The following is an 11,964-nucleotide window of genomic DNA, read 5'->3' as shown; positions in this document are numbered from 1 at the left end:
CGTACGTTGCGATTGGGGCGTTACGTTGAACACGGGGCGTACGCCGCGCAGGCTCAAACCCGTTGAAAACAGACTCAAGCTCGCTGGAATCGCTTGAGAAGCACCGCCGACGCCACCGGCCGTGCCCCCACCCGCGCCACACCGTCGGCCACCTCACGGTCGGTCGAGACGACGACGACCGGACGGCCCGGCGGCTCGGCGCGCACCAGCTGGCGGATCAACTCATCCGCGGTGACGCCCGGTTTGGAGAACAGCACCCGCACCCCGCGCGGCGGTGCCAGCAGCACCGGCGCGGCCAGCTCGGCCCCGTCGAAGACACAGGTCACCTCGGCACCGGACTGGGCGGCGAGCTGCGAGAGCTGCCCGAGCAGCCTCAACCGCTGCTTCTCCAGGGGCATTTGGGGATAGCCGGTCTTGGTGACGTTGTAGCCGTCGACGACCAGATGCGCCTGCGGCAGCGCGAGGAGCTGGTCGAGGATCGCGGGGTCGCTCTCGGACAGGGCCCGCGCGGCGATGTCCTTCGGGGTCATTCGTCCCGGTTCGACCGCGTCCACGGTCTCGGCGGGACGTACGGACACCGGCGGCAGCGCCAACTCCCGCCTGAGCCCCTGCGCCGCGTCCAGCACGGTGTCGAGCAGCAGCCGCACCCGCATGTCCTCGACGCTGCGCCCCTCGCGCGCGGCCTTCCGGGTGGCCTCCAGGGCGGCCTCGGCCTCCCCCAGCCGCGCCTTGAGCCGCCGCGACTCGCTCTCGGCGGCGGACACCTGCGCGTGCCCCTCGGCGCGTACGGCCTCGATCTCGCCCTGCACCTTGCGCAGGGCCGCCTCACCGCGCTTGACGTCGCTGAGCGCGGCACGCAGCTTGCGGTGAAGCGATTCGGCTTCCTTCTTGGCGGCTTCCAGCTCGGCGCGCAGCCGCTCGGTCTCGGCGCGGGTGTGGTCGCGGGCGGCGGCGAGTTCGGCGCGCAGCCGCTCCAGTTCGGCCCGGCTCTCCTCATCGGCGCGCTCGGCGTCCGCCCGCAGGGCCTCCTCGCCGGCGGCGGTCACGAGCTTGACCCAGCCGGTGGGGCGCAGCACATAGGCCGCGGCGGCCACGTCCAGCGGATCCGCGGCCGGCGGCGGCGCACCGGAGTCGAGGACGCCCGCGAGCTCCGGTTGAGCCTCCCTCAGCTTCTCGCCGATGCGCTGCCGGAACAGCGGGTCCGTCTCCAGCGCCGCGGCCATGGCGTTGCCCGCGAACTTGGCGCGCCGGTTCGGGGCGAACCGGGCGTACTGCCTCAGTTGTGTGGGCAACTCGGCGACGGTCAGCCCGCCGAAGCCGTCGGAGACGATCTGCACGACCCTCCGGCGCACCCCTTCGGGCAGCGGTCGGTCGAGCACCTCAGCGGCGCCGTCGCCCGGCCCCCCGCCTGCGGTCTCCACCATCCGTCACCCCAATGCCCGTAGGGGCCCGCTCCCGGTCAGGAGCCGGCGCCCGGCCTGTCCACGAGTTCCACCTGGTCCACGGCGTTGCACCACCGGCAGCGCACCGACTCGATGGTCTCACTGACCACCTCGCGCTCCTCGACCTTCGGCTCACCGGCCAGATCGAGGTGGACGTATTCGACGACCTTCGACGAGCGGGTCACATCGAACCGGGTGAGGTTGCCGCAGAGCGTGCAGCGCCACCGCGTGGTGGCGGTGGGCAGGGGAACCGTCATCGTGGCTGTTCGCTTTCCTTCTAGTCTCCGTGATGCGCCAGTTTCCCTGGAGCGTGTGGCTCGTAACCCTACGGCCTGGCGCGTACTCGCCGCCGGTCTGTTCCCGGCGGCGAGGCGGTCTGTGCTGTTGCGTCCACTTACGTCATGCTCTGTGTTCATGATCAGCAAGTGGAGTGCGGTGGCCCGCCGGGCGGTCCGGCGGCCGGCGGCGCCGGTGACGTACGGACTGATCGCCCTGTGCTGCCTGATCTTCCTGACCGGCCCCGCCTCGGGCCTCGGGCCGGCGTACGGCTCCGGCGACGCGCTGCTCGCCGCGCAGCAGGCCTACTTCCGCCACTGGGGCGTCGTGCCCGCAGAACTGTTCGAGGGTTCCCCGAGGACAGCCCTGACCCCGGCCACGGCCCTCTTCGTCCATGGCAGCTGGCTGCATCTGCTCGGCAACATGCTCTTCCTCTATGTCTTCGGGGTGATGACCGAGGAACGGATGGGCCGGGTCGGGTTCACCTGCTTCTACGTCGGCTGCGGCTACCTCGCCCTGCTCGGGTACGCGGGCGCCCACGCCGGCTCCGAGCAGTCGCTGGTCGGCGCCTCGGGAGCGATCTCGGCGGTGCTGGGCGCGTTCCTGTTCCTTTTCCCCCGCGCCCGGGTGACCAGCCTCCTGCCCTTCCTGTTCTTCCTGCCGCTGCGCTTCCCGGCGTGGGTGGTGCTGCCGTTCTGGGTGGCCCTGCAGTGGCTGGCGGCGGGACAGGAGACCGGCGGGCCGGGGGTGGCCTACCTGGCCCACCTGGTGGGCTTCGCGCTGGGCTTCCTCTACGCGTGGGCGCGGTTCGGCCGGACAGCTAGAGTGAAGGCCGCCCCAGCTCCGGCCACCGAGGGAGAGAACCAGCCGTGATCACCGCGATCGTCCTGATCAAGACCAGCGTGGACCGGATCCCCGAGATCGCCGAGCAGATCGCCTCGCTCGACTCCGTCAGCGAGGTCTTCTCGGTCACGGGCACCTACGACCTGATCGCGATGGTCCGGGTCAAGCAGCACGAGAACCTGGCCGACGTCATCCCCGGCCGGATCAGCAAGATCCCCGGCGTGGAGGCGACGGACACGCACGTGGCGTTCCGGACGTACTCGCAGCACGACCTGGAGGCGGCCTTCGCCATCGGCCTGGACTCGTGAGCCGCCCCCAAGACCTGTCCTAGACCACGGGCACGCAGCGGCCCTCCTCCGTCCGGTACTGCCACTTCGCGCCGTGCCGGACGAGTTCCTTCACGGCCTTCACGAAGCGCTCCACATGCTCGTCCGGCGTCCCCGCGCCGAAGCTGACGCGGATCGCGTTGAGGGACTTCTCGCCGGACGCGGCCTCGGGGGCACCGCACTCACCCTGGCTCTGCGGGTCGCTGCCCAGCAGGGTGCGGACGAGCGGGTGGGCGCAGAAGAGGCCGTCGCGGACGCCGATGCCGTACTCGGCGGACAGCGCGGCGGCGAAGTGGGAGCTGTTCCAGCCGTCGACCACGAAGGAGATCACGCCGACCCGCGGGGCGTCGTCGCCGAACAGGGACAGCACCCTGACCTCCGGGACCTCGGCGAGCCCCGCACGCACGGTGTCGATCAGGTGCCGCTCACGGGCGACGAGGGTGTCGAAGCCGGCCTCGGTGAGCGCCTTGCATGCGGAGGCGACGGCGTAGGCGCCGATGACATTGGGCGACCCGGCCTCGTGCCGCGCGGCGCTCTCGTGCCACTCCACGTCCACTCCCCCGTCCGCCCGCCGGGTGACCTTGCGGCTGGCGCCGCCGCCCGCGAGGTACGGCTCGGCCGCGCGCAGCCAGTCGGCACGGCCGGCCAGCACGCCGGAGCCGAACGGGGCGTACAGCTTGTGCCCGGAGAAGGCGACCCAGTCGACGTCGAGGTCCTGCACCGACACCGGGTGGTGCGGGGCGAGTTGGGCGGCGTCCAGGACGATCCGGGCGCCGTGCGCGTGCGCGGCCGCGGCGAGTTCCCGTACGGGCCACAGCTCGCCGGTGACGTTGGAGGCCCCGGTGACGCACACGAGGGCGGGGCCGTGGGGGTCGCGGTCGGCCAGGGCGCGCTCCAGGGTCTCCACGGCCTGCTGCGGGGTGCGCGGGGCGTCGAGGTAGCTGACGCGGGCGTCCTGCCAGGGCAGCAGCGAGGCGTGGTGCTCGGTCTCGAAGACGAAGACCTGGCAGTCGGCGGGGAGCGCGGCGGCGAGCAGGTTGAGCGAGTCGGTGGTGGACCGGGTGAACACCACCTGGTCGTCCGCCCGGCAGTCGAGGAACTCGGCGACGGTCCTGCGGGCGTTCTCGAAGAGGTCGGTGGACAGCTGGGAGAGGTATCCGGCGCCGCGGTGGACACTGCCGTAGTACGGCGCGTACGCCGCCACGTCGTCCCAGACCCGCTGCAGCGCGGGCGCGCTGGCGGCGTAGTCGAGCGCGGCGTAGGTGACTTCGCCACCCGTGACGAGCGGCACGGTGACATCCCGGCCCAGAACGGGCAGGGGGGCGCAAACGGACTGGGCGGCGGCAGCGGTGGAGACGGACATGGGTGTACTCCCGTAATCGCAGGCGAGGATGATCGCGCGAGCGGCACGGCTCAAGCGCGGGGAAGGGTGAAAAGGGTGTGCGGAGGCGGGGCTCTGCGGCCCTATCGCATTCGCTTGCTCACGGAAGGCTCCCTCGACGACCAGGACCCCTGGTCCACACTCGTTCAAAAGTGTGCGAGGGGTCCGCGCTTGTCGTAGACCTCGCTGCCTACGACCTGGTCTTCACCCGGGGCACCCCGCCACGGACGGAGGGTTGCCGGACAGCCGGCCGGGGCCTTTCAGCTGTCGCTCATGACCTGGTACAGCATCCTGCCATACGATCTTCGATGCGCAAGGGCGCAGTCCAGGATCCGGACTGCGCCCTGCATCACACCGGCTCGGTCTCAGGCGTTGCTGGCGGCCACCCACCGCTCCAGGACCCGCTTCGCCGCCCCGGAGTCGATCGCCTCCGCCGCCTTCGCCATCCCCGCGCGGATCTGCTCGGTCAGCGGCCCTTCACCCGGCTCCAGCGCCACCAGCGCCGCCGCCGAGTTCAGCAGCACCGCATCCCGCACCGGGCCCTGCTCCCCGTCGAGCAGCCGCCGGGCGACCTCGGCGTTGTACGAGGCGTCGGCGCCGCGCAGCGCCTCCAGCGGCACCAGCTCGATCCCGACGTCCCGCGGGTCGAGGCTCTCCTCGGTCACCTTGCCGTCCCGGACGACCCAGACCCGGGAGGTGGACGCGGTCGTCAGCTCGTCGAGGCCGTCGTCGCCGCGGAACACCAGGGAGGAGTTGCCGCGCTCGGCGAAGACGCCGGCCATGATGGGCGCCATCCTGAGGTCGGCGACGCCCACCGCCTGTGCCTTCACCTTGGCCGGGTTGGTCAGCGGACCGAGGAAGTTGAACGTCGTCCGGATGCCCAACTGCCCGCGTGCCGCCGCCACATGACGCAGCGCCGGGTGGAACTTCACCGCGAAGCAGAAGGTGATCCCGGCCTCCTCGGCGACCTCCGCGACCCGCTGCGGCGTCAGCTCCAGATTGACGCCGAGCTTCTCCAGGACATCGGACGCCCCGGACGCCGAGGACGCGGCCCGGTTGCCGTGCTTGACGACCTTCGCACCGGTGCCGGCGATGACGATCGCGGACATCGTGGAGATGTTGACGGTCTTCGCGCCGTCGCCGCCGGTGCCGACGATGTCGACGGTGTCGCCCGGCACCTCGATCACGTTCGCGTGGTCGTACATCGCCCGGACGAATCCCGCGATCTCCTCGACGGTCTCGCCCTTGGCACGCAGTGCCACCGCGAACCCGGCGATCTGGGCGTCCGTCGCCTCGCCGCGCATGATCAGGTCCATCGCCCAGGCGGTGTCGTCCGCGCTGAGGTCGCGGCCCTGAAGCAGGCCGTTCAGCAGGGCGGGCCAGGAACGGCCCGCCGCGGTGTCGCCTCCAGCGGGGGTCACAGCGCTCATAAGCCGCTCCTGGGTCAGTCCCGTACACCGGGACACGAGTCTCGAACAGGTCCACCCTATCCAGCCGCGGGCACGGCGAAGGGCCCCGTCCGAACAACGGACGGGGCCCTTCGCTGTGGCGTGGCGAACGCAGTGATCAGTGGTGGCCGTGGCCGCTCGTGATCTCCTTGTACTCCTCGACGGTGGGCTTGGGGATCTGGGCGTCCTCACCGAAGTACGCCTTGCTGAGCTTGACGCGCAGCTTCTCGGAGCCCTTCACCTTGCGCTCGACGCCGTGCTCGTCGACCGCCGGGCCGATCTCGGCCGGCTGGTACTGCTCGTGTGCCGTGATCGTGTGCAGCTGCTCCTGGCTGAGCGGCTCGTGCACCTCGATGAACTCACCGTGCGGCAGGCGCTTGATGGTGCCGGTCTCCCGGCCGTGCAGCACCTTGTCCCTGTCCCGGCGCTGCAGGCCGAGGCAGATCCGCTTGGTGACGATGAACGCGATGACCGGTCCGGCGAAGAAGCCGATCCGGACGAACCAGGTGACCGCGTTGATCGACAGGTGGAAGTGGGTGGCGATCAGGTCGTTGCCACCACCGACCAGCGTGATCATGTACAGCGTGATCCAGGCGACGCCGAACGCGGTGCGCGTCGGAGCGTTGCGCGGGCGGTCCAGGATGTGGTGCTCGCGCTTGTCGCCGGTGATCCAGGCCTCGATGAACGGGTAGAGCGCGAGCACCACCAGGACCAGACCGAAGAGCACCAGCGGGATGAACACGCCCAGGACGAGCGTGTGGCCCCAGAAGTTGATCTCCCAGCCCGGGAAGTAGCGGACCAGACCCTCGGCGAAGCCCATGTACCAGTCGGGCTGGGCGCCGGTGGACACCTGGTCCGGACGGTAGGGGCCCATGGCCCAGATCGGGTTGATCTGCGCGATCGCCGCGATGGCCGCGATGACACCGAAGACCAGGAAGAAGAAGCCTCCGGCCTTGGCGATGTAGACCGGCATGAACGGCATGCCGACGACGTTCTTGTTGGTCTTTCCGGGGCCCGCGAACTGCGTGTGCTTGTGGTAGAAGACCAGGATCAGGTGGCCGACCACCAGGCCGAGCATGATGCCCGGCAGCAGCAGGATGTGGATCGAGTAGAAGCGGGCCACGAAGTCGGTGCCCGGGAACTCGCCGCCGAACAGGAAGAACGAGATGTACGTGCCGACGATCGGCATGGACAGGATCGCGCCCTGCGTGAAGCGGACACCGGTGCCGGAGAGCAGGTCGTCCGGGAGCGAGTAGCCGGTGAAACCGGTGAACATGCCGAGGACGAACAGCAGGAAGCCGAACAGCCAGTTGATCTCACGCGGCTTGCGGAACGCGCCGGTGAAGAACACCCGGAACATGTGCACGAACATCGCGGCCAGGAAGATCAGCGCGGCCCAGTGGTGGATCTGCCGGATGAGCAGACCGCCCCGGACGTCGAAGCTGATGTCCAGCGTCGAGGCGAACGCCTCCGACATGAGCTGGCCCTGCAGCGGGACGTAGCTGCCGTGGTACTCCACCTCGTTCATCGACGGGTGGAAGAACAGCGTCAGGTACACACCCGTGAGGATGATGATGATGAAGCTGTAGAGCGCGACCTCGCCCAGCATGAAGGACCAGTGGTCCGGGAAGATCTTGCGCATGTTGGCCTTGGCCAGGGAGTAGATCCCCAGCCGGCCGTCGGCCCAGTCGGCGACGCGCTCGCCGGCCGGTGCCTTCCCGCGAGAGCGGGAGTCCGTGGTCGTCGTAGTACTCATCCGCGCTCCCAGAATGCAGGACCGACGGGCTCTTCGAAGTCGCCGAGCGCCTCGAGGTAACCCTCGTCGTTCACGCCGATCCGCAGCTGCGGCAGGGCGTGGCCGGCGGGGCCGAAGATGACCCGGGCACCGTCGGAGAGGTCGAAGGTGGACTGGTGGCAGGGGCACAGCACGTGGTGCGTCTGCTGCTCGTACAGCGAGATCGGGCAGCCGACGTGGGTGCAGATCTTCGAGTACGCCACGATGCCCTCGTGCGACCACTCGAGCTCGCGCTTGTCCTTGATGTCGCCCGGCTGGAGCCGCACGATCATCAGGGCCGCCTTGGCGATCTCGTTCTGGAAGTCGTGGTCGTGCTCCTCCAGGCCCTCGGGCTTGGCGAACGTGAGCGAGCCGACGGCGACGTCCGAGGGACGCAGCGGCTCGTTCGTGTTCATGTTGACGAGGAGCTTGCCCCTCTTCCACAGGGTGTGGCGGAGCTTTTCCTCGGGCAGCGGGCCGAGGTCGCGCAGCAGGACGACGCCGGAGAGCGGCACCAGGGTGAGTGCGCCGAGCATCGTGTTGCGGATCAGCTTGCGGCGGCCGAGCGCCGACTCCTTGGCGCCCTGCTTGAAGTCCGCGTGGACCTTCGCACGGACCTCGGGGGACGCCTCGATCGGGTGCCGCTCGTCGGCGATCTCCACGTCGGACATCAGGGTGCGGGCCCAGTGGACCGCGCCCGCGCCGATGCAGAACAGCGCGATGCCGAGCGTCAGACCCAGCGCGAAGTTCAGGGCGCTGAGGTGACCGATCGGGAAGACGAAGATCGACTTGTCGACCGGGATCGTCACATACGCGGCGATGAAGCCGATGGTGGCCAGCATCGACACCGTGAACAGCAGGGCGACCGCACGCTCGGACCGCTTGGCGGCCCGCTCGTCGATGTCCTGGATCCGGTGCTCGTGGGGCGGCAGGCCCGGGTCGGCGAACGGGGCCTTCTCGTCCGCGACCGCTACGGCGCGGTCCTGCTCAGCGGGCAGGTTCTCTTCTGGAATGTCTTGGCTACTCATGACTTCTTGGCCTTTGCGGTCCGAGCGGCGACCCAGACGGCGACCGCGACGAGCGAGCCCAGACCGAAGACCCACGAGAACAGGCCCTCACTGACCGGCCCGAGGCCGCCCAGCTCCAGACCGCCGGGGTTCTCCGTGTGCTCGCTGTTGACCGCCTCCAGGTACGCGATGATGTCCTTCTTGTTCTGCTCGGACAGCGTCGTGTCGGGGAAGGAGGGCATGTTCTGCGGGCCGGTCTGCATGGCCTCGTAGATGTGCTTCGGGTCCACGCCTTCGAGGGTCGGCGCGTACTTGCCCTTGGTGAGCGCACCGCCCTTGCCGGTGAAGTTGTGGCACTGCGCGCAGTTGGTGCGGAAGAGCTCGCCGCCCTTGCCGATGTCCGCGCCCTCCGTACCGTACTGCTCCTTGGTCGGGATGTTCGGACCGGCGCCGAGCGAGGAGATGTACGCCGCGAGCTGGTCGATCTCGGCCTGCGTGTAGATGACCTTCTTCCGCGGAACCTGGGCGCCCTGCGAGGTCGCGGCCGGCATGCGTCCGGTGCCGACCTGGAAGTCGACCGCCGCCGCGCCCACGCCGACCAGGCTCGGACCGTCGGAGGTGCCCTGACCGCCGGTGCCGTGGCAGCTGGCACAGCCGACGGCGTAGAGCTTCTTGCCCTCGTCGATGGCGAGGGACTGGGCGGTCTCATCGGCCTGCGCGTTGCCCACGGGGGCGAGCGCGGTGTACAGCCCCCCAGTGGCCGCCAGCGCGAGGAGTAGGACGACGACCGCCGCCAGCGGATGGCGTCGTCGTGCGGAGAGCTTTTTCACGGATTACCCCGGTGTCAGGATCTTCTGCGTCGATGCTTCTGGAATGGGTGCTCGGGAGTCGGTCCCGGCTACTTGATCATGTAGATCGTGGCGAAGAGGCCGATCCAGACGACATCGACGAAGTGCCAGTAGTAGGACACGACGATGGCGGCGGTCGCCTGCTCGTGAGTGAACCTCCGAGCCGCGTAGGTACGGCCGAGGACCAGCAGGAAGGCGATGAGACCGCCCGTCACGTGCAGGCCGTGGAAGCCGGTGGTCAGGTAGAACACCGAGCCGTACGGGTCGGAGGACAGCGAGAGGCCCTCGTGCTTGACCAGCTCGGTGTACTCGTAGACCTGACCGCCGATGAAGATCGCACCCATGACGAAGGTGAGGATGAACCAGCCCCGGAGCTTCTTCACGTCACCGCGCTCGGCGGCGAACACGCCGAGCTGGCAGGTGAGGGAGGAGAGCACCAGGATCGTGGTGTTCGTCGCCGAGAACGGGAAGTTCAAGGCCGCGGCCTTCTCACTCCAGAACTCGGGTCCGGTCACCGATCGCAGGGTGAAGTACATCGCGAAGAGGGCCGCGAAGAACATCAGCTCGGAACTCAGCCAGATGATGGTTCCGACGCTGGTGAGGTTCGGCCGGTTGACCGACGGGTGCGCGTGCCCGGTATCTACTGTCGTTGCTGTCGCCACGACCGACATTATGTCGGTCGCTTATCCCGCCCTCACTCCGGGGGGTGCCGTTCGGAGGGTTCGCAGCGTGTGGACTGCCCGTATGGCCCACCGAAGGCGTGTCCGAACCGGTGTTGACGAGCTGTTCAAGGGAGTAGCATCCGCGGCAACGGGCCTTTCCGTCCGGCCTTTCCGTACGACACTGACGTCTCGGAGGAAGCATGCAGCCGACCGCCACGGTGCTGGTCTACAGCGACGACTCCAACACGCGCGCGCAGGTGCGGTTGGCCTCCGGCCGGAGGCCGGCTCCTGACGTCCCTGTCGTGGAGTTCGTCGAGTGTGCGACTCCGGGTGCCGTCATCAGGGAGCTGGAAAAGGGCGGGATCGACGTCTGTGTGCTGGACGGTGAGGCCGTGCCCATGGGGGGTATGGGGGTGTGCCGGCAGATCAAGGACGAGGTGTTCAACTGTCCACCGGTGCTGCTGCTCATCGGGCGGCCTCAGGATGCGTGGCTGGCTACGTGGAGTCGGGCTGACGCGGCGGTGACGTTGCCGGTGGAGCCGGTGGAGTTTGCGGGGGCGTTGGCTTCTCTGTTGCGGCGGAAGAGGTTGGCTACCGCCTGAGGGGGCGCTCACACAGCCGTTGGTCGCAGTCTTGGCGTCTCCTTGGAGCCCGGGGCCTCCGGGTTGCCCGCCAGTAGGGCGCTGCCCTGGCGCCACTTCTTCCAGTCGACGTTCCAGTCGCCGTAGCCGTTGCCGAAGGGTTCCATCATCTTGCCGTTGGAGTTGACGACCTGGACCACGTCGCCCTCGCGGACGTTCTCGTAGAACCAGCCCGCGTTGGTGGTGTTCATGCCGATGCAGCCATGGCTGACGTTGGCGGAGCCCTGGTCGCCGACGGACCAGGGGGCGGCGTGCACGTACTCGCCGCTCCAGGTGACCCGGGTCGCGTAGTAGACGGGCAGGTCGTACGACTCCGAGGTGCCCTCGGCGATGCCGACCGTGGTGCCGCGCATGCGTACGAAGTACTCCTTGCCCAGGACGACCTTGACGCCGTTGCGGGTCTCGAAGCCCGACTTGCCCATGGTGATCGGGATGGAGTTGATCTCCTTGCCGTTCTTGTAGATCGTCATCCGGTGGGTGTTGGCGTCCCCGACGGCGATGACCTGGTCACCTGTGGTGATCTTCAGGGGCTTCGCCGGGCCGCCCCAGAGGCGGTCGCTGATCTTGATGCCGTCCAGGTTGCTGCGGATCCGGATGGTGGCGCGGGCGGGCCAGTAGTCCTTGGGACGGTAGTGGAGCTTCTTGTCGTCGACCCAGTGCCAGGAGCCCTCCACCGTGGGGGTGGACTCCACCTTGAGGGCGCGTTCGACGATGGCGCGCTGAGCCCTGTCCCTGACGGGCCGGTTCAGGTCGGCGGTGATGGGCTGGCCGACGCCGTACGTGCCCGCCACGGGACCGAAGGTGACGTTCAGTCGCGTCTTGGCGCGGGGCTTGCCGGTGTCGAAGGTGAGGACCCGGCGGCCGGGTGCCCCGTCCTCGTCCTCGGTGCTCACGCGGACCGTGTAGTGGGCACCCGCGGCCAGCGGGGAGGTGCTGTGCCAGCGGCCGCCGTCCGCGGAGAGTTCGCCGGGGACGCGGCGTCCTGCGGCGTCCATGGCCGTGACGTCCGTGATACGGCCCTCTGAGGCGTCGGCGGTGACCTCCAGGGGCTTGTCCGGGTCGGCCTTCTTCCCGGTGTCGACGGGGCCGTTGAAGGCGATCAGCTTCGCCGCGTCGTAGGGCGTGGCGGACAGCGGGTGGCCATCGCTGCCGCAGGCGGTGACGCCCGCACCGAGAGCGATGACCACCAGCGTGCAACCGGCGACTCTGCGGGTGCCCCGAAGGTGTTCAGTGTGGCTCATGACCTCACGCTATGGAGCTTCGTCAACGTCGGCGCGGTGAGTCGTCCGGACGAGGGAGTGAGGGGCTGAGAAAGG

At 69.1% G+C, this 11,964-nt stretch carries 12 protein-coding genes and 1 riboswitch; of the genes, 3 read left to right on the top strand and 9 right to left on the bottom strand.

What is annotated here, in order from left to right:
- Positions 1-74: 74 nt before the first annotated feature.
- Together ACKTSN_RS33775 and ACKTSN_RS33770 are read right to left on the bottom strand one after the other, a co-directional pair.
- On the bottom strand, positions 75-1,424 hold the full coding sequence (locus tag ACKTSN_RS33775) for an NYN domain-containing protein (RefSeq protein ID WP_409472582.1): 1,350 nt from the start codon (positions 1,422-1,424) through the stop codon (positions 75-77).
- A 35-nt stretch (positions 1,425-1,459) separates the two neighbouring features.
- Positions 1,460-1,699: a hypothetical protein gene (locus tag ACKTSN_RS33770; RefSeq protein WP_055541554.1), complete on the bottom strand. Its 240-nt coding sequence runs from the start codon at positions 1,697-1,699 to the stop codon at positions 1,460-1,462.
- 157 nt (positions 1,700-1,856) lie between these two features.
- Between ACKTSN_RS33770 and ACKTSN_RS33765 the strand changes: the two genes are divergently transcribed.
- Together ACKTSN_RS33765 and ACKTSN_RS33760 are read left to right on the top strand one after the other, a co-directional pair.
- Positions 1,857-2,591 carry a rhomboid family intramembrane serine protease gene (locus ACKTSN_RS33765; protein ID WP_409472581.1) on the top strand — a complete coding sequence of 245 codons (735 nt, stop codon included), beginning with the start codon at positions 1,857-1,859 and terminating at the stop codon, positions 2,589-2,591.
- The gene (locus ACKTSN_RS33760) at positions 2,588-2,869 is read left to right on the top strand and encodes an Lrp/AsnC family transcriptional regulator (protein WP_224734452.1); all 282 of its coding nucleotides are present in this window, start codon (positions 2,588-2,590) and stop codon (positions 2,867-2,869) included. Before ACKTSN_RS33765 ends, ACKTSN_RS33760 begins: the two co-directional genes overlap by 4 nt.
- A gap of 19 nt (positions 2,870-2,888) precedes the next feature.
- Here the strand turns inward: ACKTSN_RS33760 and ACKTSN_RS33755 are convergent, their stop codons facing one another.
- From ACKTSN_RS33755 to ctaE, 6 genes are all read right to left on the bottom strand, one after another.
- Positions 2,889-4,250, bottom strand: coding sequence for an aminotransferase class V-fold PLP-dependent enzyme (locus tag ACKTSN_RS33755; RefSeq protein WP_409472580.1), 1,362 nt, complete (start codon positions 4,248-4,250; stop codon positions 2,889-2,891).
- 180 nt (positions 4,251-4,430) lie between these two features.
- Positions 4,431-4,547: riboswitch (SAM riboswitch) on the bottom strand.
- A gap of 86 nt (positions 4,548-4,633) precedes the next feature.
- Complete coding sequence (gene trpD / locus ACKTSN_RS33750; RefSeq protein ID WP_409472579.1) at positions 4,634-5,698, bottom strand: anthranilate phosphoribosyltransferase; 1,065 nt, start codon at positions 5,696-5,698, stop codon at positions 4,634-4,636.
- A gap of 136 nt (positions 5,699-5,834) precedes the next feature.
- Positions 5,835-7,472, bottom strand: coding sequence for a cytochrome bc1 complex cytochrome b subunit (gene qcrB, locus ACKTSN_RS33745; protein WP_409472578.1), 1,638 nt, complete (start codon positions 7,470-7,472; stop codon positions 5,835-5,837).
- Positions 7,469-8,518: a cytochrome bc1 complex Rieske iron-sulfur subunit gene (gene qcrA, locus ACKTSN_RS33740; RefSeq protein WP_409472577.1), complete on the bottom strand. Its 1,050-nt coding sequence runs from the start codon at positions 8,516-8,518 to the stop codon at positions 7,469-7,471. The genes qcrB and qcrA overlap by 4 nt, the downstream gene beginning before the upstream one ends.
- Positions 8,515-9,327 carry a cytochrome bc1 complex diheme cytochrome c subunit gene (qcrC, locus tag ACKTSN_RS33735; protein WP_409472576.1) on the bottom strand — a complete coding sequence of 271 codons (813 nt, stop codon included), beginning with the start codon at positions 9,325-9,327 and terminating at the stop codon, positions 8,515-8,517. The genes qcrA and qcrC overlap by 4 nt, the downstream gene beginning before the upstream one ends.
- 68 nt (positions 9,328-9,395) lie before the next feature.
- Positions 9,396-10,016, bottom strand: a complete 621-nt coding sequence (gene ctaE, locus ACKTSN_RS33730; RefSeq protein WP_409472575.1) for an aa3-type cytochrome oxidase subunit III — start codon at positions 10,014-10,016, stop codon at positions 9,396-9,398.
- A gap of 191 nt (positions 10,017-10,207) precedes the next feature.
- Between ctaE and ACKTSN_RS33725 the strand changes: the two genes are divergently transcribed.
- Positions 10,208-10,609 carry a hypothetical protein gene (locus ACKTSN_RS33725; protein ID WP_409472574.1) on the top strand — a complete coding sequence of 134 codons (402 nt, stop codon included), beginning with the start codon at positions 10,208-10,210 and terminating at the stop codon, positions 10,607-10,609.
- Between the two features lie 8 nt (positions 10,610-10,617).
- On the opposite strand, the gene ACKTSN_RS33720 is transcribed toward ACKTSN_RS33725, so the two are convergent.
- Positions 10,618-11,889 carry a L,D-transpeptidase gene (locus ACKTSN_RS33720; RefSeq protein WP_409472573.1) on the bottom strand — a complete coding sequence of 424 codons (1,272 nt, stop codon included), beginning with the start codon at positions 11,887-11,889 and terminating at the stop codon, positions 10,618-10,620.
- Positions 11,890-11,964: the final 75 nt, after the last annotated feature.

The sequence above is a fragment of the Streptomyces flavusporus genome (assembly GCF_046267975.1).
Taxonomy (GTDB): Bacteria; Actinomycetota; Actinomycetes; order Streptomycetales; family Streptomycetaceae; genus Streptomyces; species Streptomyces flavusporus.
Note: the sequence above shows the minus strand (reverse complement) of the source record. Positions and strands in the feature narration are given on the sequence as shown.